Origin of the sequence: Kribbella polygonati (assembly GCF_050320105.1) — a bacterium.
Classification (GTDB): Bacteria; Actinomycetota; Actinomycetes; order Propionibacteriales; family Kribbellaceae; genus Kribbella.
Window position 1 is genome coordinate 5,606,623 of sequence record NZ_CP190129.1, and the last position, 21,458, is coordinate 5,628,080.

A 21,458-nucleotide genomic window follows, 5' to 3' on the forward strand; every position below is an offset into this window, starting at 1 on the left:
CCCCAGGCGACGGAATGTTGTATACATGACGAGTGAGGTCGTGATCACCGCCCCCGTCCGGGCCCGGCGCGTACGCGAGATCGCCACGGAGCTGGCCGGGCTCCGCGGGCCGTTGCTGCCGATCCTGCATGCAGTGCAGGAGGAACTCGGGTACGTCGACCAGCCCGACGTGGCGGTGATCGCCGACGTACTGAATCTCGCGGTCGCCGAGGTGCACGGCGTCGTCACGTTCTACAAGGACTTCCGGCGTACTCCGGCCGGCCGCACCACGGTCTCCATCTGCCAGGCCGAGGCGTGCCGCTCGGTCGGTGCGGTTCCCCTCGCCGACCACGCCCGACGCTCCGTCGGCTGCTCCTTCGGCGAGACGACGACCGACGGCCGCATCACCCTCGAAGAGATCTACTGCTTCGGCAACTGCGCACTGGGCCCAGCTGTCCAAGTCGCCGGCAGGTTGTACGGCAGGGTGACGCCGGCCCGCCTGGACGCCCTCCTCGGGGAGGCGCGATGAAGGTGTATGTGCCGAGGGACTCGGCGGCGCGTTCGGTCGGGGCGGACGAGGTGGCTGAGCGGATCGGCTTGGTGGACGGGGTGGAGGTGGTCCGCACCGGGTCGCAGGGGATGTTGTGGCTGGAGCCGTTGGTCGAGGTGGAGACGGTGGCGGGGCGGGTCGGGTACGGGCCGGTCGCGGCTGAGGATGTGGACGGGCTGGTGGCCGGGGGGATGCTGGACGGGGCGGAGGTTGGGCCTTGTCTCGGGCTGGTGGAGGAGTTGCCGTGGATGCGGCGGCAGGAGCGGTTGACGTTCGCTCGGGTTGGGGTTGTGGATCCCTTGTCCAGCGTGGATTACGTGGCACACGGTGGCATGGCCGGGCTGCGGACCGCGCTCGCGATGTCACCGGCCGATGTGGTGGAGAGTGTGGTCGATTCGGGACTGCGCGGACGCGGCGGGGCTGGGTTTCCGACCGGGATCAAGTGGCGGACCGTCCTGAACGCCGAGGCCGACCTCAAGTTCGTGTGCTGCAATGCGGACGAGGGCGACTCCGGTACGTACGCGGACCGGATGCTGATCGAGGGCGACCCGTTCACGCTCGTCGAGGGGATGACGATCGCCGCGTACGCCGTCGGCGCCGCGGAAGGGTATGTCTACCTGCGCTCGGAGTACCCGGACGCGGTGGCGACGCTCAAGGCCGCGATCGAGCAGGCACGGGAGGTTGGCTGGTTGGGGCCGGACGTGCTCGGCTCAGGGTTCGGCTTCGACCTGCACGTCCGCGTCGGCGCCGGCGCGTACATCTGCGGCGAGGAAACCTCCATGCTGGAAAGCCTGGAAGGAAAGCGCGGCATGGTCCGCGCCAAACCTCCAATCCCCGCCTTGCAAGGGCTTTTCGGCCGGCCGACCGTCGTCAACAACGTGTTGTCGCTGGCAACGATCCCGGCGATTCTCGCCACCGGCGCGGCCGCGTACACGGCCCACGGAGTCGGCCGTTCCCGTGGTACCAGCGTGTTCCAGCTCGGCGGCAACGTCGCCCGCGGCGGAATCGTGGAGACCGCGTTCGGCATCACCCTCGGCGAGCTGGTGAACGACTTCGGTGGCGGTACGGCGACCGGCCGCCCGGTGCGGGCCGTCCAGGTCGGCGGGCCGCTCGGCGCGTACCTGCCGGTCGAGCAGTTCGATCTGCCGATGGACTACGAGGCGTTCGCGGCCGCCGGCGCGATGGTCGGGCACGGCGGGATCGTGGTGTTCGACGACACCGTGGACATGGCCGCGATGGCACGGTTCGCGTTCGAGTTCTGCGCGGCCGAGTCGTGCGGCAAGTGCACGCCGTGCCGGGTCGGCGCGGTCCGCGGCGCCGAGACGATCGACCGGATCGTGTCCGGCACCGACCGGCAACAGAACCTGGTCCTGCTCGAGGACCTGTGCGAGCTGATGACCGACGGCTCGCTCTGCGCGATGGGCGGCCTCACCCCGATGCCGGTCCGCAGCGCCGTCCGCCACTTCGGAGAGGACTTCACCGTATGACGCTCCTGAAGGAACCCGACTTCGGTACGCCGGCCCGTCCCGGCGAGGCCACGGTCGCGCTGACCGTCGACGGTGTCGCCGTCCAGGTCCCGCCCGGTACGTCGGTACTGCGCGCCGCGAAGCAGGCCGGGGTCGACGTACCGAAGCTGTGCGCGACCGACAACCTGGAGGCGTTCGGGTCGTGCCGGTTGTGCGTGGTCGAGATCGACGGGGTGAAAGGCACTCCGGCCTCCTGTACGACGCCGGTCGCCGACGGCATGGTGGTCCGTACGCAGAACGAGCGGCTCGGGAAACTCCGCCGCGGCGTCATGGAGCTGTACATCTCCGACCACCCGCTCGACTGCCTGACCTGCTCCGCGAACGGCGACTGCGAACTGCAGGATATGGCCGGCGTGACCGGCCTCCGCGAGGTCCGGTACGGCTCCGGCGTCGAGGCCGGCGCGAACCACCTCGATCTGCCGACCGATTCCTCCAACCCGTACTTCGACTTCGAGGCGTCGAAGTGCATCGCCTGCTCGCGGTGCGTCCGCGCGTGCGACGAAGTACAGGGGACGCTGGCGCTGACGATCGAGGGGCGCGGGTTCGACTCGAAGGTCGCGGCCGGTGCCGGCGTACCGTTCTTCGAGTCGGACTGTGTGTCCTGCGGCGCGTGCGTACAGGCGTGCCCGACCGCGACGTTGCAGGAGAAGTCCGTGGTCGAGCTCGGCATGCCGACGCGGACCGTGCTGACGACCTGTGCGTACTGCGGTGTCGGCTGCTCGTTCAAGGCCGAGCTGCGTAGTGACGAGCTGGTCCGGATGGTCCCGTACAAGAACGGCGGGGCGAACGAGGGACACTCGTGCGTGAAGGGCCGGTTCGCGTTCGGGTACGCGAGCCACCCGGACCGGGTCCTCGAACCGATGCTGCGCGAAACGATCGCGGACGAGTGGCGGACGGTGTCGTGGGACGAGGCGATCTCGTTCACGGCCCGGCGGCTGCGCGAGATCCAGGAGCGGAACGGGCAGGGCTCGATCGGCGCGATCACCTCGTCGCGGACCACGAACGAAGAGGTGTACGCCGTCCAGAAGCTGGTGCGTGCCGTGTTCGGGAACAACAACGTCGACACCTGCGCGCGGGTCTGCCACTCGCCCACCGGGTACGGACTGAAGCAGACCTTCGGGGAGTCCGCCGGAACCCAGGACTTCCGTTCCGTCGACGCGGCCGACGTGATCCTGGTGATCGGCTCGAACCCGACCGACGCGCACCCGGTGTTCGGGTCCCGGATGAAGCAGCGGCTCCGGCAGGGCGCCAAGCTGATCGTGATCGACCCGCGGCGGATCGACCTGGTCCGCTCGCCGCACGTCGAGGCGGCGTACCACCTCGAGCTCGCGCCCGGGACGAACGTCGCGATCGTCAACGCGCTCGCGCACGTGGTGGTGACCGAAGGCTTGGTGGACCGGGAGTTCGTGAACAGCCGGTGCGAGGACTTCGAGTCCTGGGAACGGTTCATCGCGCAGCCGGAACACAGTCCGGAGGCGGTTGCCGAGCTTTCCGGCGTACCGGCGGAGACGATTCGCGCGGCGGCCCGGCTGTACGCGACCGGCGGGAACGCGGCGATCTACTACGGCCTCGGCGTCACCGAGCACAGCCAAGGCTCCACGATGGTGATGGGCATGGCGAATCTCGCGATGGCGACCGGCAACATCGGCCGGCCCGGCGTCGGCGTGAACCCGATGCGCGGGCAGAACAACGTGCAGGGATCGTGTGACATGGGCTCGTTCCCGCACGAGCTGCCCGGCTACCGGCACGTGTCGGACGACGACGTACGGTCGGTCTACGAGCAGCTCTGGGGTACGCCGATCCTGAACGAGCCCGGGCTGCGGATCCCGAACATGTTCGACGCGGCGATCGACGGCTCGTTCAGGGCGCTGTTCGTGCAGGGCGAGGACATCGCGCAGTCGGATCCGAACACGCAGCACGTGTTCGCCGCACTCGGCGCGCTCGAACTGCTCGTCGTCCAGGACCTGTTCGTCAACGAGACGGCGAAGTTCGCGCACGTGTTGTTGCCGGGGACATCGTTCCTGGAGAAGGACGGCACGTTCACGAACGCCGAGCGGCGGATCAACCGGGTGCGGCCGATCATGGCGCCGCGGACCGGGAAGCAGGAGTGGGAGATCGTCTGCGAGATCGCGCAGGCGATGGGGTACCCGATGCACTACGACTCGTCCGCACGGATCATGGACGAGATCGCGCTCACCACGCCGACGTTCGCCGGCGTCTCGTTCGGGAAGCTCGACGAGGTCGGCTCGATCCAGTGGCCGTGCGACGCTACGCACCCGGACGGTACGCCGATCATGCACGAGGACGAGTTCACCCGCGGCAAGGGGCGGTTCATGGAGACCGTGTACGTGCCGACGTCGGAGCGGTCGACGCGGAAGTTCCCGTTGATCCTGACGACGGGGCGGATCCTGTCGCAGTACAACGTCGGCGCGCAGACTCGGCGGACGGCGAACGTGGCGTGGCATCCGGAGGACGTGCTGGAACTCCATCCGCACGACGCGGAGGTGCGCGGGGTGACGGACGGCGATCTGGTCGCGCTGTCGAGCCGGGTGGGGCGGACGGAACTTCGCGCCCGGATCTCGGACCGGATGCCGGTCGGGGTCTGTTACACGACGTTCCACCATCCGGTGAGCGGCGCGAACGTGGTCACCACCGAGAACTCCGACTGGGCCACCAACTGCCCCGAGTACAAGGTCACCGCGGTCCAGGTCGACCTGGTCCCACACCCGGTCGGATCCGCCCTTGAGCCGGCGGTTGCCGGCAGCAACCGATGAGCGAGGGCGTGCCGCCGTACGTGCGGCTGGCGAACGAGATCGCCGCCCAGTTCGCCCACCGCTCCCCCACCGAAGCCGCCACCGCCATCGCCAACCACATGAAGGCGGTCTGGGACCCCCGCATGAAACAAGCCCTCATCACCCACGCCAACTCCGGCGCCACCGACCTCACCCCCACCGCACGCCTCGCCGCTCAGAAACTCCAGTCTCTGTGACCGAGGTCGTGCCGGGCCGGTTCGACAACGGGGGGACGGTCGGGGAGGGTGGGGGTGTGGAGGACAGGCCCGGGGAGATGCGTGCGCGCCGGCGGCGGGATGCTGTGGAGTGGGATGTGGCTCGGCGGTTGGCGTTTGCGGTGGCTCGGCCTGGGCGGGTGGTTTCGCGGGAGTTGGCGGACGCCGACGGGTGTGTGTTGGGTACGCCGTTGGTGGCGCCGGTCGCGGTGCCGGCGGTGGATCGGTCGGCGATGGACGGGTACGCCGTCAACGGGGACGGGCCGTGGCGGATCGTCGGGCATGTCGAGGCCGGAGCCGCGGACCCCGGCGTACTGGCGGACGGCGAGGCGACCGGGATCGTCACGGGTGCGACCGTGCCGCGAGGGGCCACCTCCGTCGTCCGGTCCGAGGACGCGGTCGTCACCGGCGACCACCTGGAAGGACCGGCCAAGACCGGGCGGCACATCCGGCGGGCCGGCGAGGAGTGCAAGCCCGGCGACCAGCTCCTCCCGGCAGGCATCGTCGTCGACCCGGCCGTCCTCGGGCTCGCCGCGACCGTCGGCCTGAACCGCCTGACCGTCGTCCCACCACCCACCGTCGCGGCCGTGATCACCGGCGACGAACTCGTCCACCGTGGCCCGTCCTCGCCCGGCCGGATCCGCGACGCGATCGGCCCGATGCTCCCCGGCCTGATCACCCGCTCCGGCGCCAGGAACGGTCCGCTCACCCACCTACGGGACGACCGCGACGCCCTGGTCGCTGCCCTCGAGGAAACCGAGGCCGAGCTCGTCCTCGTCTCCGGCTCGTCGGCGGCAGGACCCGCCGACCACCTCCGCGCCGTACTCACGGACCTCGACGCCGAGCTGATCGTCGACGGCGTCGCCTGCCGCCCCGGCCACCCGCAAGCGCTCGCACAGCTCCCCGACGGCCGCCTCGTCCTCGGCCTGCCCGGCAACCCGCACGCCGCGCTGGTCGCGTTCCTGACCCTCGGCGTCGCCGCGATCACCCGCCTGCGCGGACTGAGCCTGCCCACGCTCGCGAACATCGCCGTACCGGGCGGCGTCACCTGCCACCCCACCAACACCCGCCTCGTCCCGATCCGCCTCACCCCGCAGGGCGCCGTACCGGTCGGCCACGACGGTGCCGCCATGCTCCGCGGCCCGGCCGTCGCCGACGCCCTCGCCGTCGTCGCCCCGGGCCCGTCCGAGGCGATCGCCGCCCGCCTGCTCCCGATCGACCCCGGAGCCCGCCCGTGGAACCTCTGACCCAAAATGTCGAGGCCTTGACGACGCGTCCGACGTACGGGGCATGAACGATTACGGAGTGACCGGTGCGACCACCGGTGTCGAGGTACTGATGCAGTTGCCGGCCAGCACGGTCTGGGCCGGTGTCACCGCGATCGAGCGGTACGGCGAGTGGAGCCCCGAGTGCTACTACGGCGCCTGGCTGGAACCGCGCACGCGCTTCGAGGCGCGGAACCGCTTCGCGAACGGGTTCGAAACGTACGTGACCTGCGAGATCACCGCGTACGACGAGCCGACGCGGTTCGGCTGGGACGTGTACGGCGGCGAGGAGATCCCGCTCGCGAACTGGACCTACGAGCTGGAGGACCGCGGTGACGCCACCCTCGTCCGGCAGACGTTCACGCACTGCGCGGGCGACAGCGGGCTACGGATGGGAGTGGTGAAGTACCCGGACCGCGCCGCGGAGATCATCCAGGGCCGCCTCGACGAGCTGGCCGCCAACATGCGCAAGACCCTCGCCGCCATGGAGTCGGCGCTCTGACCTCAGGAAGCTTCGCTCTTCTCGTCGCGCGCCGGGGGCGCCGTCCACAGGCAGTCCGCCTGGCCGGCGTCCAAGGCTTCCTGGTAGCACCCGACCTTCCAGGTGATCACGTTCAGGCATTCGTTGAGCTCGGCGATCTGCGCGCTGACGTAGTCCTGGTGGCTCTTCAGCAGCGCGAGCCGGTCCGCCTCGTTGCCGGGGCCCTGCCGGACCAGGTCCGTGTACTTGCGGATCGTGTCCAGCGGCATCCCGGACGAGCGGAACTTGATGCACATGTCCAGCCACTCGACGTCGTCCTCGGTGTAGACCCGCCGCCCGTTCGACTCCCGCCGTACCTGATCGGCGAGCAGGCCCTCACGCTCGTAGAACCGCAGCGCGTGCACGCTCAGCCCGGTCCGCTCCGCCACCTGCCCGATACTCAGTCCACCCATGTCGGCACCTTAACCCCGATCTAGACCACCAGTTTTGAGCGCCGACAACGCCTGATGTACGTCGGCGCGCGTCGTGTAGATGTGGAACGACGCGCGCAGCTTCCCGTCGCGGACCGCCGCGCGGATCCCGGCCGCCGCGAACGCCTCCTGTGCGCCGGCCAGCTCCGTACTGACGATCGCACTGTTCGACGGCTCCAGGCCGAGCCCGGCGCGGAACTCGTTCGCCAGCTCCAGGTTGTGCTTGTTGATCGCGTCCACGCCGATCTGCTCGACCAGTTCGAGCGCCGGCGCGGCGCCGACGAAGCTGAACCACGCGGGCGACTGGTCGAACCGGCGCGCCCCCGGATCGAGCTCCATCGCGGGACCGTAGTACGAGCCGTGGACGTCGCGGGCGGCGTACCATCCGGCGGCCGACGGGCGGCACAGCTCCTGCAGCCGCGGCGACAGGTACCCGAAGGTGGCGCCGCGCGGCGACATCAACCACTTGTAGCTGTGTGCGATCAGCGCGTCCACGCCGTCCACCGAGACCGGGTGCCAACCCACCGCCTGGGTCGCGTCGAGCACCACGAGCGCGCCGATCTGCTTGCTTGCGGCAACTACCGCGGGCAGGTCGAGTACGTCGCCGGTCGACGACTGGACCGCACTGACCGCGACGACGTCGACCCCGGGCGTGATGGACGAGACCAGCTCCGCGGACGGTACGGCGACCACCTGGACGCCGCGGTCGGCGTGTACCTGCCACGGGAACACGTTCGACGTGAACTCGACGTTGTCCGTCAGCACCTTCGCGCCGTCCGGCAACGCGTTCGCGATCGGCGCCACCGCGGCCGACACGGTGCTCCCGACGAACACGTCCGCCGCGTCCGCCCCGATCAGCCGCGCGAAGGACTCCCGCGCCCGCGTCGTCGACTCGTCCCACGGCTCCCAACTGGTCGCCCCGACCCGCCAGTCCGCCAACGCCGCCTGCAACGCCTCCCACGCCACCCGCGGCGGCAGTCCGTACGACGCGGTGTTCAACCAACCCGGCTGCGGATCCCACATGTCCATGCGGACCACCTTAGGCAGGACTTGACCTAGACAGCGCTCTAGCTCCTAGCGTCGGGGCACCGATACGAAGGAGCTACGGAGATGCGTTACCGCACGTTGGGTGGGACCGGGATCGAGGTCAGCACGCACTGTCTCGGCGCGATGATGTTCGGCGCGGTCGGCAACCCCGACCACGACGACTGTGTCCGGATCATCCACGCCGCCCTGGACCAGGGCATCAACTTCGTCGACACCGCGGACATGTACTCCGCCGGCGAGTCCGAGGTGATCGTCGGCAAGGCGCTCAAGGACCGCCGCGACGACGTCGTACTGGCGACCAAGGTGCACTTCCCGTTCACCGAGGGCCGGAACCGGAGCGGGAACTCGCGCCGCTGGATCACCCGCGCGGTCGAGGACAGCCTGCGCCGCCTCGGCACCGACTGGATCGACCTGTACCAGATCCACCGCCCGGACCACACCACGGACATCGAGGAAACCCTCTGGGTGCTGAGCGACCTGGTCAGCGCGGGCAAGATCCGCGCGTTCGGCTGCTCGGCGTTCCCGGCCGAGGACATCGTCGAGGCGTACCACGTGTCCGACCGCCGCGGCTACGGGCGGTTCCGGACGATGCAGCCGACGTACTCGATGATGGCCCGCGGGATCGAGCGGTCGGTCCTGCCGACGTGCCGGCGTCTGGGGATGGGCGTGCTGACCTACAGCCCACTGGCCTTCGGCTTCCTGTCCGGGAAGATCCGCAAGAACCAGCCGATCGACATGACGTCCGGTCGCGCCGCAATGGCCCCGGAGCGCTTCGACCCCACGCTGCCGGCGAACGCCGTGAAGTACGACGCCGTCGAGCAGTTCGTCGAGGTTGCCGACGGCATCGGTACGACGCTGCCCGAACTGGCGCTGGCCTTCGCCACCGCGCATCCGGCGGTCACGTCGGTGATCTCCGGCCCGCGCACGATGGAGCAACTGAACGGCCTGATCGCCGCCGCCGACCTGACCCTTGACGACAAGACCCTCGACCGCATCGACGAGATCGTGCCACCCGGCACCGACCTCTACCGCGCCGACATGGCCTGGGCACCCCAGTCCCTCACCGACGTCACCCAGCGCCGCCGCCCGCTGACCGACCGCTGACGAGCCCTATTGCCGGTCCAGGTCCGGGTTGTGCTTCCGGACCAGGCCCGGGTCGGCGACGCCGCGGCGGTAGGACTCGTGGGCGATCGGGTCCTTGACCGGTGACGGTGCGTTGGCCGGGTTCTTCGTCGCGGCGCGCACCAGTCCGCCGAACACCCGGTCCCGCGCGAGCGCGGCGTCGTCGGCGTTCAGCCCGAACTCGCGGCCGAGTGCGCCCTCGACCTCGTCGGCGGACGCTCCTCTGTCCACCAGACCGAGCACCAGGTCGACGACATCCGCCACGGTGCGGCCCGGCGGGAGCGGGACAGACAGGTCGTCGGTAACGACCAACTCTTCCCCGGTACCAGCTTCGGCCGGGGAGACGACGCTTCGCCACTGGGCCGCTTCCGGCTCGCTCACCGGCTCGACGTCCATCGTCGCCGTCATCAGCGGGTACACCCGGCCGGTGTTCCACGACCGCTCGTACGCCGGCGGGTCGAGCACCACCACCCGGGCGCCCCGCACCACCGGGATCTCGTCCGGGCGGCCCTCGTTCCAGATCCACGCTCCGTTCGCGTCGACCAGGTTGAACCGGCCGACGACGCCGCCGGGCGGCATCAGCTCGCCGGAGCCGTCCGCGGCCGCGATCATCGCCGCCGTCGGCGCCTCGCCGGGCAGGTACGCGGACGTCGACCGCCGGCGCGCGAACAGTCCCCGCCGAGGGCTGGGGCCGAGGAGCTTCGCCGCGAGCAGCGTGTGGAGCTGGAAGTTGTCGGCGACGCCGGTCATGGTCGCCCGGAACACCTGCCCGGACTCACGGTGCACGACGATCAGCGGCTCGTCGTCGAGCACGCGCAGCAGTCCGAGCAGCCACGGCGCGACGCCGGGGAAGAGGTCCTCGACCTGCTCCACCAGCGGGCGCAGACGCTCGCGCTGCGGCAGAGTTCGGCGTACGTCGGCGCGCTGGCAGAGGAACAGGACCGGCTGGACCCAGCTCTCGCCCAGCTCCCACGCGGCGGCGTACCGGTCGGGCCGCTCGATACCACGCTCGTCGGCAGCCTGCAGGTACCGTTCGACGACCGTCTCGTCGTCCCGGTCAGGCTCCGCGCCGAAGATCTCCCGGTACGACGCCACGAACGCGAGCGCCTGCTCCATCACCTCGCACGCGCGCTCCACCAGCGTCGGCACCACCTGCGGCGCCGACGTACCAGCGGTCCCGACCATCGACCCCACCAGTCGGGCGAGGCCGGCTCCTCTCGCCGGGTGGATGTCGGCGACCAGCGGCACGAGCCGCCCGACGGCGCGGTCCAGCACCTCGGGGCTCGTCTGCTGCGCAGCCTCCACCAACTGCTGGCCGGCCCGGGCGTAGGCCTCGGAGTCGTTCTCGTCGAACGCCGCGATCAGGGCATCGATCGACCTGCCGAGCTGCTCTGCGTGGGACACCGCCGAAGGATAATCGACAGTCGTATCGTGAGTCGTAGGCAACGTTTCGTCAGGGAGGGTGTCATGAGCTTCGACAGGCCCGGTCTGCCGCATCCCGGTCACGAGATGGATCCCGCGGTCGACGACACGCTCCGCGAGGAGGGGGTCGAGTTCACCCCGGACGACGAGCCGGACATCCCCGAGCACCCGGGCGGCCCGTCCGCCGGTCCGCAGCCGAATCCCCCGCGCCGCCCGGCACCTGAGGACTGACCCACTCGGCGGTCTGTGCACTACGGTGGCGCCCATGGTGACGCCGTGGCGGTGACGATGCGCGATGTCGCGCGCGCGGCCGGGGTGTCGCCGAAGACCGTGTCGAACGTGATGAACGGGTATCCGTACATCCGCGAGGAGACCCGGGCCAAGGTGCTCGCGGCGATCGACGCGCTCGACTACCGGATGAACATGTCCGCCCGGAACCTCAAGTCCGGGCGCACCGGCGTGATCGCGCTCGCCGTCCCCGAGCTCAGCAATCCGTACTTCGCCGAGCTCGCCGACGCCACCATCGAGGCCGCCGGGGAACACGGGCTGACCGTGATGATCGAGACCACCGGCGCCGACCGCGAACGTGAGCTGTCCGCGCTCGCCCGGCCGCGCGGCCACCTGGTCGACGGGCTGCTCTACAGCCCGCTCGGCCTCGGCCCGGAGGACGTCGACGAGCTGAGGACGTCGACGCCGATGGTGTTGCTCGGCGAGCGGATCTTCCACGGCCCGGTCGACCACGTGATGATCGACAACGTCGACGGGACGAAGGCGGTCATCCGGCACCTGCTCGACCAGGGCCGCCGGCGGATCGCGGTGATCGGCGTCCGCCCGGGCGAACAGGTCGGCACGGCGGCCATCCGGTACGGCGCCTACACCTCGACGCTGGCCGAGTACGGCGTGCCGGTGGTGGCGGAGCTGGCCGTGCCGGGTGGGGCGTGGCGGCGGTCGAGTGGTGCCGACGCGGTGCGGGAACTGCTGGATCGCGGGGTCGAGTTCGACGCGGTGTTCGCGTTGAACGACCTGCTCGCGCTGGGTGCGATGCGGGCGTTGATCGGGCGCGGAGTGCGGGTGCCCGACGACGTGGCGGTGGCCGGGTTCGACAACATCGACGAGTCGGCGTTCAGCAGTCCGGCGCTGACGACGGTCGACGCCGGGCGGATCCAGATCGCGCGGACCGCGGTCGACCTGCTGGTCCGCCGGCTGGGCGGCGACGACGCGGCGCCCGCGGAGATCGTCGCGCCGTACGAGCTGCACCTGCGGGAATCGACCCGCGGCTGACCACTTGACCTGGGCCGGTTGGTCACCGGATGATCTTCTACACCGATGTAGTACACCGATGTAGAAGGATGCGCCCGTGACCTCTGCCAGCCTCACCCTGGATCCCGCCTTCGTGGTCGCGCCGGTCAACCGGCGGACCTTCGGCACCTTCGTCGAGCACATGGGCCGGTGCGTCTACACCGGCATCTACGAGCCCGGCCACGCGACCGCCGACGAGGACGGCTTCCGCAAGGACGTCCTGGAACTGACCCGTGAGCTGGGCGTTTCGGTGGTCCGCTACCCGGGTGGCAACTTCGTGTCCGGCTATCGCTGGGAGGACGGCGTCGGCCCGCGGGACGAGCGGCCGCGGCGGCTCGACCTCGCCTGGCACAGCGTCGAGACCAACGAGTTCGGCCTGGACGAGTTCAGCAAGTGGTGCGCGAAGGCCGGCGTCGAGCCGATGATGGCGATCAACCTCGGTACCCGCGGTGTCCAGGAGGCGCTCGATCTACTCGAGTACACCAACCACCCCGGCGGTACGGCGCTGTCGGATCTACGCGTGTCACACGGCGCGACGCCGTACGGGATCAAGCTCTGGTGTCTCGGCAACGAGCTCGACGGGCCGTGGCAGGTCGGGCACAAGACGCCGACCGAGTACGGGCGGCTCGCGGCCGAGACCGCGCGGGCGATGCGGATGATCGAGCCGGACCTGCAACTGGTGGCCTGCGGTTCGTCCTCGTCGAAGATGCCGCTGTTCGGCACCTGGGAACGGGACGTCCTGCGCGAGACGTACGAGTTCGTCGACTACATCTCCTGCCACGCGTACTACGGCAACGACGACGGCGATACCGCGTCGTTCCTGGCGTCCGCGGTGGACATGGACCACTTCATCGACTCGGTCGTCGCGACCGCGGACCATGTCGGCGCGGAGCTCAAGAGCAGCAAGAAGATCGCGATCTCGTTCGACGAGTGGAACGTCTGGTACGGCGACCGCTCGCGCCGCACCGACGGGCCGGGCGAGGAGTGGGAGGTGGCGCCGCGGCGGATCGAGGACGAGTACAACGTCACCGACGCCGTGGTGGTCGGCAACCTGCTGATCTCGCTGCTGCGGCACAGCGACCGGGTCGGCGTCGCCTGCCTGGCACAGCTCGCGAACGTGATCGCGCCGATCATGACCGAGCCGGGCGGCGCGGCCTGGCGGCAGCCGACGTTCCACCCGTTCGCGATCACCTCCCGGCTGGCGGCCGGCCAGGTACTGCGGGTCGAGACCGACTCCCCCACGGTCGCCACCGCCCGGTACGGCGAGGTCGCGGCGGTCGACGCGGTCGCGACGTACGACGACGGCCGGCTGGCCGTGTTCGCCGTGAACCGCTCGGCCGAGGGTCCGGTCGACGTCACCATCGACCTCAGCCGCACCGGCGTCACGTCGCTCGCCGAGGCCGTCATCGTGCACGACGACGACCCGGACGCGGTCAACTCGGCGGCACGACCCGACCGCGTCACCGCGCAGCCGTTCGAGTCGGCGAAGCTCGTCGACGGAAAGCTCGTGGTTACGCTACCGGCGATCAGCTGGACGGCGTTTTCTCTGTCGACGGACTGACCCCCACTGGCCCAGACTGGGTGCCCGTGAGTACCCAGTCCGACCTTGCCGAGACGAATCGGCTGGAAGCCTTCAGCGACGGCGTTTTCGCGATCGCGATCACCCTCCTCGTGCTCGAGCTGCACGCTCCGAAGCTCGCGGAGGGTCAGCGGCTGTGGCCGGCGTTGCTGCGCGAGTGGCCGCAGTTCGCGGCGTACCTGGCCAGCTTCGCGATCCTCGGCATCATGTGGGTCAACCACCACTCGATGTTCCGCCAGATCCAGCGCGCCGACCGCGGGCTGATGTTCCTCAACCTGCTGCTGTTGCTGTGGGTGACGCTGCTGCCGTTCCCGACCAGCCTGTTCGCGGAACACCTCGAGGACAAGACGAGCAACGGGCACGTCGCGGCCGCCGTCTACAGCGCGACGCTGACGCTGGCGGCGATCGCGTTCAGCCTGATCTGGTGGTACGTGCTGCGCCACCACCTGGTCGAGCACACGATGTCCAAGGCCGAGATCCGCAAGTCGCTGCTGCGCTACTCGGTGGGCACGGTGATCTACGCGGCGACCATCGGGTTCTCGTTCGTGTCACCGCAACTGACGCTGGTGGTCGTGTTCCTGCTGGCGTTGTACTACGGGTTCGAGCAGGTCAGGACCCGCGACGGAACCGCGTGACGTAGATGCCGGGGGCAACTTCGACGCGGCCGGTCTCGGCGTACCCGCGGGACTTGTACAGGTTCACCGCCGGGAGGTTGGCGGATCCGGTGGAGACCTCGCTGACCGGCCGCGGCTCGAGCTCGTCCAGCCGGTCGAGCAGGGCCCGTCCGTGCCCGCGCCGCGCGTACGCCGGGTCCACGATCAGCCGGGAGATCTCCACGGTCCGCTCGTCCGGGTACTCGTACGCGACCGCGCCGACGAGCAGCGGGCCGTCGTACGCCCCGAGCCAGTGCTCCGCGGAGGCCATCAACTCGTGTAGACCCTCCTGCAGGGGCGGGATCCCGTCGAACCCGATCAGCTCGGCCTCGACGGCGTACGCCGCGTGCTGAACCGCCAGCAGCCGCTCGGCCAACGGACGGTCGGTAACGTCGAGCGTGGTGATCACAGCCGGCACCCTACTATTGTTGCCGCGGAAGTTAGCCGAGCCTAACCTCAAAGAGCAGGGGGATGTAGTGAACGCGAGGGTGTTCCGGGATTCGTACGGCGTACCGCACCTGCAGGCCGGGGATCCGCTCGCGTTGGTCTACCTGCAGGGCGTCAACGTCGCGCACGACCGGGCCTGGCAGCTCGAACTGGAGCGGCGGCGGTGCCTCGGGACGAGCGCCGCGTTCCTCGGGGTGGAGGCGGTCGGGTGGGACGTGTTCGCCCGGCAGGCACGGCTCGCGGACACGGCGCAGAAGTGCTTCGAGTCGCTCGACGGCGAGACGCGGGAGTGGGTCTCGGCGTACGTCGACGGCGTGAACCACGCACTGGCGGGCGCGGCGCGGCGGGCGCCGGAGTTCGCCGAGACCGGGCTGACTCCCCAGCAGTGGGAGCCGTGGGCGCCGCTCGGGATCTGGCTGACCGTGCACATCCTGTTCGCCGGCTTCCCGTCGAAGCTCTGGCGGACGCATGTCGCGTCGATCCTCGGCGACGAGGCGCTCGAACTGTTCTCGTCGGAAGGCCCGCACGGCTCCGGGAGCAACGGGTGGTTGATCCCCGGCACGCACACCGCGTCGGGCCGGCCGATCGTGGCGGGCGACCCGCACCGGTACATCGAGAACCCCGGCGTGTACCAGCAGGTCCGCCTCACCTGCCCCGAGTACGACGTGTTCGGCCTGGCCGTTCCGGGCGTTCCCGGACTCGCGCACTTCGGCCACACCGGCAAGGTCGCCTGGGCGATCACCAACGCGATGTCGGACTACCAGGACCTGTACGCCGAACAGCTCCGCCGGACGGCTACACGTGTAGAAGCGCTCGGCCCGGACGGGTGGAAGCCGGCCGCCGCACACACCGAGGTGGTCGAGGTGGCCGGCGGCGATCCCGTCGAACTGGAGGTGATCGAGACCGACCGCGGACCGGTGATCTCCGGCCCGTCGAACGCGCAGCCGTTCTCGCTCCGGTATCCCCCGCGAGTGACCGGCAAGCTCGGCTTCGAGGTGATGGCTCGGTTGCTCCGGGCAACCACCGTGGCCGACGTCGACGCCGCGTTCGAGGACTGGGTGGAGCCGGTGAACGTCGTACTCGCCGCCGACACCGAGGGCGGCCTGCTGCACCGGACGGCCGGTGTCGTACCGCGCCGGGCCCGGGACAACATGCTGCGCGTCGTACCGGCCTGGGAACCCGGGCACGAATGGGACGGGTGGCACGCGATGCCGCGCGCGGAGGTCGACGGGCCGGCGGTGATGGCCAACGCGCGGGAACTGGCGGCGGAGCTGGGGGTGGAGTTCGCGGCGCCGTACCGCGCCGATCGGATCCGGGAACTGCTTAACGCCCGCGCGGACTGGACGGCCGACGACATGCCGACGATCCACCGCGACACCTATCTGGGCTCGGCCGGCTCCGTCCTCGACCTGCTGACCGGCCTCGACGATCTCTCCTCGCAAGCAGTTGCCCTACGCAACGAGCTGCTCGCCTGGGACCGGCACATGGACGCCACGAGTACGACGGCGTCGTCGTACGCCGCGGTCCGCAAGGCGCTCGTCTCGCGGCTGACCGACCACTTCACGATGCTCGAGAACGCCGAGGTCGCGGACATCTTCACGCCGTGGATGGACCCGCTGGCGCACGTCTCGTACGCGCTCGAGAACCTGCTCGCCACGGACCTGATCCCCGAGATCAACGTCGGCTGGCTCGCGCGCGAGGCGCTGGAGGAGGTCGCCGCCAACAGCCCGCGGCCGCCGTGGGGCGAGACGCACCAGCTCGCGCCGCTGCACGCGCTGCGCGGCCCGGTGTTCGCGTCGTCCGAGCAGCCGTTCGACCTCGGCCTGTCCGGCGACCACCACTGCGTGCTGTCCACGTCGAGCCTTCCCGGCCTGACGGACGTGTCGATCCGCGCCTCGGCGGCCCGGTACGCGTGGGACCTCGCGGATCGCTCCGCCAGCCGGTGGATCGTCCCGCTCGGCGCGTCCGGCGTACTCGGCGATCCGCACCACCACGACCAGCTTCCGCTGTGGCTGAAGGGTTCTCTCGCACCCGTCGACGACCCCGGCGTGCTTGAGGACGGCAGCTACGAGCGGACCGTCGACGGGTTCGGCACGGTCCGGATCGAGGAGGCTGATCCGGAGCGGGACCTCGACCTGATCCACGCATGGGTCACGGCGGAGCGCGCGGTCTTCTGGGGCATGCAGTCGCTGTCGCGCGACGAGATCGCGGAGATCTACCGGTTCCTGGACTCGGTGCCGACGCATCACGTGTACGTCGTCCGCCTGGACGGGGCACCGGCGGCGTTGCTGCAGACGTACGACCCGCGGGCGGATCCGGTCGGCGCGGCGTACGACGTCGAGGCGGGCGATCTCGGCGTACACCTGCTGATCGCCCCCGGCGAGGCCCGCCCAGGCTTCACCGGAAGCTTGATCGAGGTGCTGCTCGCGTTCGTCTTCGAAGAGCTCGGCAACCCACGGATCGTCGTCGACCCGGACGCCCGCAACACACCGGCGATCACCCGCTTCCAACGGAGCGGCTTCACCCTAGGCCCCGAGGCAAAGATCATCCACCCGGACGGCACCACGAAGACGGCGCAGCTCGCCTTCCTCCAGCGGACTTAACACCGCCCCGACAGCTCCCCCGGTCGCGATCACCCACCGCGGAACAGGCGCACTGCGGAACAAAGTTGCCGCTATCCGGCCAAATGTTTCCGATGAGACCGACCACGGCCACGCCGACCCGGCGCCACGGCGGCCCCGGCCGGATCACCTCTCGAGATGCGGCTGGCTTCCTGAGTTAGGGACTGTCAGTTCTTGACGGCCAGGACCGCGGCGATCAGTTGCTGGTAGTCCGTCAGGTCGTCGGGCTCCTCGTCGTTGCGCCATTCGGCGGCGGCGACGAGGCCTGGCTCGAGGACGGTGAAGGTGTCGCCGAAGAGGGCGAGGATCTGGTCGTCGGTGCGCCAGCGGCCGCGGCCCAGGGAGCCCTGGAGAACCTGCTCGAGCTCCTGGCTGCGGGGGTCGTTCTGGCTGCGGAAGTGGCTGACGAAGACGTGGCTGCCGGACGCGATCCGGTCGCTCCAGAACGAGACGATGCCGGCCGGGTCCTCGTCGTCGTTGACGTGGTGCAGGACGGCACTGAAGATCACGCCGACCGGCTTCTCGAAGTCGATCAGGGACTGCACTGCCTGGTCCTTGAAGACGCTCTGCGGGTCGCGGAGGTCGGCCTGGATGACCTTGGTGTTGTCGTTCTCGGCGAGCAGGGCGCGGCCGTGGGCGAGCACGATCGGGTCGTTGTCGACGTACACGACCTTGGTCTCGGGCGCGAACCGCTGCGCGACCTGGTGCACGTTGTTCGCGGTCGGCAGGCCGCTGCCGAGGTCGATGAACTGCCGGATCGGCGTCGTCCGGACGATCTGGTCGACGGCCCGGACCAGCACCGCGCGGTTGTCGGTCGCGATCACCGGCGAGCCGGGCAGTTCGTTGATGAACCGGTCGCCGAAGGCGCGGTCGACGGCGAAGTTGTCCTTGCCCCCGATCAGGTAGTCGTACGTCCGGGCGATGCTCGGCGTGGTGATGTCGAAGCCCGGGTACGGCGCCTGCTCGTTCGCATCGGTCATCGTACGGAACCCTTCCAATCGAGAACGACGCTTACTCTATGCGACCCGCGGGCTACCCCGCTCCCGGCCCCGGCCTGTCTCCCGCCGAGGCCGCCGCCGGTCCGTCCCGTGTCATCAAAATGTCATCGCCGCCCGCGATCGTCGGTCGTATGCACAGTCCGCCCACGTTGCCCCCGGGGAGCTCGATCCGATGACTGTCACGATGCTCGACCGGCCGTCCGGATTCCGGCAGCTCCCCGCCCACGGCGGGATCGCCGAGCTGCTCGCGTCCGCCGAGCACGAGGTGATCGCGATGGACACCCTGACTGGTCCGACGTTCGGGCCGCAGGACCTCAAGCGCGGCGTGCGGTGCCGGGCGATCTTCCCGGACCACACCCGGACCATGCCGACCGTCGGCCGGCACGTCGGCGCGCTGTCCCAGGCAGGCGTAGCGGTCCGGACGATCCCGCACGTCGCGATGAACGCGATCGTGATCGACGGGTCGGTCGCCGTACTGCCCGCCGGTACCGCGACCGGCAGCGTCGCCGTACTGCGGCTGACCAGCGTGGTGGTGACGGCGATCGAGTTGTTCGAGCGGATCTGGCCGGACGCCGTGCCGCTGGCCGGCCGCGACCTGCCGGACGAGACCGGCCTGTCACCGCGGGAACAGGAGATGCTGCGGCTGCTGGCGCTCGGCGCGACCGACGAGGTGGCCGCCGCACAGTTGGACATCTCGGTCCGGACGGTCCGCCGGATGGTCGCGCAGCTCATGCACCGGCTCGGCGCGCGCAGCCGCTTCCAGGCCGGCATGAAGGCCGCCGACCGCGGCTGGCTGCTCGACCGCGCCTGCTGAACAGGCGCAGCGGTCGTCGCGGGGTTGTGGCGACGACCGCTGGTCGGTGCTGTGGTGACCTGGTCTGGCGGGCCCTGTCACCGGGGGATTCAGTTGAGCGTGTGCTTCGGTAGGTCGTGAGAGCGACCGGCGGCGTGGCGCTCGTGGGGCATTGGGTCCTGCACCGCGTGGTCCGGGGTGCGTGGGGCCGGGCAGACGGGGCCGTGGTGGATCGGGCCACCGCCCAGCTTCCGGCTCTTCCACTGTTTTTCTTCGTAGTCGTAGTAGGTGTCGACGCCTCCGACTGTCATCCGGAACCTCCCGTTGATCCCCCGTCCCCTGCTGGCAGATCCACAGTCCGTCACGACCACACCGCCAGACAAGCGATTCCGGAAATCACCACGGATCAACACGGTCGAACGCCAACTTCTGTTGGATTGGCCCACAAACGTGCACGGGTTCGGAAAGTCCTACACGGCGACGATCGCGACGCCGTGACCCGGCAACCAGACGCCGTCCGCGATCACCTCGGCCCCACCGAACGACATCACCAGGTACTCCGGCACCTGGTCGACCTGCACCACCGCGGCCTCCGCGGCCAGGTTCGCCACCACTCGCAGGCTGCCCCGGCTCACCACCAGCCACCCGCCGCCCGGATCGAACGCCACCGCGACCGACTCCAGCGAGTCGTCCCGCAACTCCGGCATGCGCGCCCGGAACGTCAGCAGATGCCGGTACCAGGTGAGGATGTCCCGGTGCGGCGCCTCGTCCAGTTCCGACCAGTCGAGCACCGAACTCCGCCACGTCTTCGGGTCCTGCGGATCCGGGATCTCGTCCGCGTCCCACCCGAACTCCGTGAACTCCCGCCGCCGCCCGGTCCGCACCGCGTCCGCCAGGGCCGGCTCCTGGAAGTCGGTGAAGAACCTCCACGGCGTCGAAGCGCCCCACTCCTCGCCCATGAACAGCATCGGCGTGTACGGCGACGTCAGTACCAGCGCGGCACCGATCGCCAACTGCCCCGGCGTCAGCGCCGGCCGGTCACCGAGTGCCCGGTTGCCGATCTGGTCGTGGTTCGACGTGTACGCGAGAAACTGCCCGCCCCGCTGCGTCCGCGGATCCACCGGCCGCCCCCACAGCTTGTGCCGGAACGTCGAGTACGTCCCGTCGTGCAGGAACACCTTTGTCTCGGTCTTCGCGAACACCGCCGGATCCCCGAAGTCCACGTAGTACCCGAACCGCTCCCCGGTCAGCAGGGAGTGCAGCGCGTGGTGGAAGTCGTCGCTCCACTGGGCCGTCATCCCCATCCCACCGACAGCCACCGCCTCGACCGTGCGCGGGTCGTTGAGGTCTGACTCAGCCACGAGCCCAAGAGGCCGCCCTAGCTCCCGGGAGAGCCCAGCGGTCTCAGTAGACAGCTGCTGGAGCAGGTGCTCCGGGCTGTCGTCAACCAGCGCGTGTACGGCGTCCAGCCGCAGCGCGTCGAGGTGGAACTCGCGGAACCAGCGCAGGGCGTTGTCGCAGATCCACCGGCGTACCTCGGTGCTGCCCGTGTCGTCCAGGTTGACGGCAGGGCCCCACGGGGTGTCGTGCCGGGTGGTGAAGTACGGGCCGAAGCTCCCTAGGTAGTTCCCGCTCGGCCCGAGGTGGTTGTAGACCACGTCCAGGCACACGGCGAGCCCTGCGTCGTGGCAGCGGTCCACGAACCGCTGCAGCGCTTCCGGTCCGCCGTACGGCGCGTGCACGGCGTACAGGTCGACGCCGTCGTACCCCCAACCGTGGACGCCGGGGAACGCGGCCACCGGCATCAGCGAGACCACCTCCACACCCAGGACTGCCAGGTAGTCCAGGTGCTCGGCGGCAGCGTCGAGCGTGCCCTCCAGCGTGAACGTCCCGATGTGCAGCTCGTAGAAGACAGCACCCCGTACGTCGCGGCCTGTCCAGCTGTCGTCAGTCCACTCGTACCGGTCCGCGTCGAACACCCTGCTGAACCCATGGACGCCGTCCGGCTGCCACGGGCTGCGCGGATCGGGCAGTGGGTCGCTGCCGTCGACGGCGTACGCGTAGTCGGTGCCGTGGTGCGCCTCGGCGACCCGGCGCTCCCACCAGCCCTCGTCGACGGACCGCATCGGCAGCACGCCGTCCCGCAGTACCAGGTCTACGGTGGTTGCCTCCGGCACCCAGACGCGGAACGTGTGCATG

The 21,458-nt window shown here is 70.0% G+C and carries 19 protein-coding genes; 13 read left to right on the top strand and 6 right to left on the bottom strand.

Features of this window, described 5'->3' with window-relative positions:
* Window positions 1-25 precede the first annotated feature (25 nt).
* The 6 genes from ACQHIV_RS26500 to ACQHIV_RS26525 are packed head-to-tail and all read left to right on the top strand — an operon-like array spanning window position 26 to window position 6,829.
* On the top strand, window positions 26-508 hold the full coding sequence (locus ACQHIV_RS26500) for an NAD(P)H-dependent oxidoreductase subunit E (protein ID WP_427886128.1): 483 nt from the start codon (window positions 26-28) through the stop codon (window positions 506-508).
* Entirely contained in the window at window positions 505-2,016 is a 1,512-nt protein-coding gene (locus ACQHIV_RS26505) for a formate dehydrogenase beta subunit (RefSeq protein ID WP_427886130.1), read from the top strand. The genes ACQHIV_RS26500 and ACQHIV_RS26505 overlap by 4 nt, the downstream gene beginning before the upstream one ends.
* On the top strand, window positions 2,013-4,829 hold the full coding sequence (gene fdhF / locus ACQHIV_RS26510; RefSeq protein ID WP_427886132.1) for a formate dehydrogenase subunit alpha: 2,817 nt from the start codon (window positions 2,013-2,015) through the stop codon (window positions 4,827-4,829). Before ACQHIV_RS26505 ends, fdhF begins: the two co-directional genes overlap by 4 nt.
* Window positions 4,826-5,044, top strand: a complete 219-nt coding sequence (locus ACQHIV_RS26515) for a formate dehydrogenase subunit delta (protein WP_427886133.1) — start codon at window positions 4,826-4,828, stop codon at window positions 5,042-5,044. Before fdhF ends, ACQHIV_RS26515 begins: the two co-directional genes overlap by 4 nt.
* A 56-nt stretch (window positions 5,045-5,100) precedes the next feature.
* Complete coding sequence (locus ACQHIV_RS26520; protein WP_427886135.1) at window positions 5,101-6,309, top strand: molybdopterin molybdotransferase MoeA; 1,209 nt, start codon at window positions 5,101-5,103, stop codon at window positions 6,307-6,309.
* A 43-nt stretch (window positions 6,310-6,352) separates the two neighbouring features.
* On the top strand, window positions 6,353-6,829 hold the full coding sequence (locus ACQHIV_RS26525; RefSeq protein WP_427886137.1) for an SRPBCC family protein: 477 nt from the start codon (window positions 6,353-6,355) through the stop codon (window positions 6,827-6,829).
* Window positions 6,830-6,831: 2 nt separating this feature from the next.
* On the opposite strand, the gene ACQHIV_RS26530 is transcribed toward ACQHIV_RS26525, so the two are convergent.
* Window positions 6,832-7,260: a MerR family transcriptional regulator gene (locus ACQHIV_RS26530; protein ID WP_427886139.1), complete on the bottom strand. Its 429-nt coding sequence runs from the start codon at window positions 7,258-7,260 to the stop codon at window positions 6,832-6,834.
* A 9-nt stretch (window positions 7,261-7,269) separates the two neighbouring features.
* Window positions 7,270-8,307, bottom strand: coding sequence for an aminotransferase class V-fold PLP-dependent enzyme (locus ACQHIV_RS26535; RefSeq protein WP_427886141.1), 1,038 nt, complete (start codon window positions 8,305-8,307; stop codon window positions 7,270-7,272).
* 81 nt (window positions 8,308-8,388) lie between these two features.
* Here ACQHIV_RS26535 and ACQHIV_RS26540 point away from each other — a divergent pair, with 81 nt between their 5' ends.
* Window positions 8,389-9,429 (top strand): aldo/keto reductase, encoded by a 1,041-nt coding sequence (locus ACQHIV_RS26540; protein ID WP_427886143.1) that lies wholly within the window; start codon window positions 8,389-8,391, stop codon window positions 9,427-9,429.
* A gap of 6 nt (window positions 9,430-9,435) precedes the next feature.
* Here ACQHIV_RS26540 and ACQHIV_RS26545 read toward each other — a convergent pair whose 3' ends face one another.
* A complete protein-coding gene (locus tag ACQHIV_RS26545) occupies window positions 9,436-10,851 on the bottom strand; it encodes a hypothetical protein (RefSeq protein ID WP_427886145.1) in 1,416 nt (471 codons plus the stop codon).
* Window positions 10,852-10,914: 63 nt separating this feature from the next.
* Here ACQHIV_RS26545 and ACQHIV_RS26550 point away from each other — a divergent pair, with 63 nt between their 5' ends.
* From ACQHIV_RS26550 to ACQHIV_RS26565, 4 genes are all read left to right on the top strand, one after another.
* The gene (locus ACQHIV_RS26550; protein WP_427886147.1) at window positions 10,915-11,100 is read left to right on the top strand and encodes a hypothetical protein; all 186 of its coding nucleotides are present in this window, start codon (window positions 10,915-10,917) and stop codon (window positions 11,098-11,100) included.
* 45 nt (window positions 11,101-11,145) lie between these two features.
* Window positions 11,146-12,150 (top strand): LacI family DNA-binding transcriptional regulator, encoded by a 1,005-nt coding sequence (locus ACQHIV_RS26555; protein WP_427886148.1) that lies wholly within the window; start codon window positions 11,146-11,148, stop codon window positions 12,148-12,150.
* Window positions 12,151-12,226: 76 nt separating this feature from the next.
* Window positions 12,227-13,729, top strand: a complete 1,503-nt coding sequence (locus tag ACQHIV_RS26560; RefSeq protein WP_427886150.1) for an alpha-N-arabinofuranosidase — start codon at window positions 12,227-12,229, stop codon at window positions 13,727-13,729.
* 26 nt (window positions 13,730-13,755) lie between these two features.
* A complete protein-coding gene (locus ACQHIV_RS26565) occupies window positions 13,756-14,382 on the top strand; it encodes a TMEM175 family protein (RefSeq protein ID WP_427886151.1) in 627 nt (208 codons plus the stop codon).
* Here ACQHIV_RS26565 and ACQHIV_RS26570 read toward each other — a convergent pair.
* The gene (locus tag ACQHIV_RS26570; RefSeq protein WP_427886153.1) at window positions 14,357-14,818 is read right to left on the bottom strand and encodes a GNAT family N-acetyltransferase; all 462 of its coding nucleotides are present in this window, start codon (window positions 14,816-14,818) and stop codon (window positions 14,357-14,359) included. The genes ACQHIV_RS26565 and ACQHIV_RS26570 overlap by 26 nt on opposite strands.
* Window positions 14,819-14,876: 58 nt before the next feature.
* On the opposite strand from ACQHIV_RS26570, the gene ACQHIV_RS26575 reads away from it, so the two are divergent.
* The gene (locus tag ACQHIV_RS26575; protein WP_427886155.1) at window positions 14,877-17,450 is read left to right on the top strand and encodes a GNAT family N-acetyltransferase; all 2,574 of its coding nucleotides are present in this window, start codon (window positions 14,877-14,879) and stop codon (window positions 17,448-17,450) included.
* A 185-nt stretch (window positions 17,451-17,635) separates the two neighbouring features.
* Here the strand turns inward: ACQHIV_RS26575 and ACQHIV_RS26580 are convergent, their stop codons facing one another.
* Complete coding sequence (locus ACQHIV_RS26580) at window positions 17,636-18,448, bottom strand: SAM-dependent methyltransferase (protein ID WP_427886157.1); 813 nt, start codon at window positions 18,446-18,448, stop codon at window positions 17,636-17,638.
* Between the two features lie 190 nt (window positions 18,449-18,638).
* Here ACQHIV_RS26580 and ACQHIV_RS26585 point away from each other — a divergent pair, with 190 nt between their 5' ends.
* Window positions 18,639-19,280 (top strand): LuxR C-terminal-related transcriptional regulator, encoded by a 642-nt coding sequence (locus ACQHIV_RS26585; protein ID WP_427886159.1) that lies wholly within the window; start codon window positions 18,639-18,641, stop codon window positions 19,278-19,280.
* Window positions 19,281-19,729: 449 nt separating this feature from the next.
* Here the strand turns inward: ACQHIV_RS26585 and treZ are convergent, their stop codons facing one another.
* Window positions 19,730-21,457 (bottom strand): malto-oligosyltrehalose trehalohydrolase, encoded by a 1,728-nt coding sequence (treZ, locus tag ACQHIV_RS26590; RefSeq protein WP_427886161.1) that lies wholly within the window; start codon window positions 21,455-21,457, stop codon window positions 19,730-19,732.
* Window position 21,458 lies beyond the last annotated feature (1 nt).

Coding starts and splice junctions, on each gene's coding strand:
- ACQHIV_RS26500 (WP_427886128.1), top strand. CDS start 26: ATGACGAGTGAGGTCGTGATCACCGCCCCCGTCCGGGCCCGGCGCGTA.
- ACQHIV_RS26505 (WP_427886130.1), top strand. CDS start 505: ATGAAGGTGTATGTGCCGAGGGACTCGGCGGCGCGTTCGGTCGGGGCG.
- fdhF (WP_427886132.1), top strand. CDS start 2,013: ATGACGCTCCTGAAGGAACCCGACTTCGGTACGCCGGCCCGTCCCGGC.
- ACQHIV_RS26515 (WP_427886133.1), top strand. CDS start 4,826: ATGAGCGAGGGCGTGCCGCCGTACGTGCGGCTGGCGAACGAGATCGCC.
- ACQHIV_RS26525 (WP_427886137.1), top strand. CDS start 6,353: ATGAACGATTACGGAGTGACCGGTGCGACCACCGGTGTCGAGGTACTG.
- ACQHIV_RS26530 (WP_427886139.1), bottom strand. CDS start 7,260: ATGGGTGGACTGAGTATCGGGCAGGTGGCGGAGCGGACCGGGCTGAGC.
- ACQHIV_RS26535 (WP_427886141.1), bottom strand. CDS start 8,307: ATGGACATGTGGGATCCGCAGCCGGGTTGGTTGAACACCGCGTCGTAC.
- ACQHIV_RS26540 (WP_427886143.1), top strand. CDS start 8,389: ATGCGTTACCGCACGTTGGGTGGGACCGGGATCGAGGTCAGCACGCAC.
- ACQHIV_RS26550 (WP_427886147.1), top strand. CDS start 10,915: ATGAGCTTCGACAGGCCCGGTCTGCCGCATCCCGGTCACGAGATGGAT.
- ACQHIV_RS26580 (WP_427886157.1), bottom strand. CDS start 18,448: ATGACCGATGCGAACGAGCAGGCGCCGTACCCGGGCTTCGACATCACC.
- ACQHIV_RS26585 (WP_427886159.1), top strand. CDS start 18,639: ATGACTGTCACGATGCTCGACCGGCCGTCCGGATTCCGGCAGCTCCCC.
- treZ (WP_427886161.1), bottom strand. CDS start 21,457: ATGCACACGTTCCGCGTCTGGGTGCCGGAGGCAACCACCGTAGACCTG.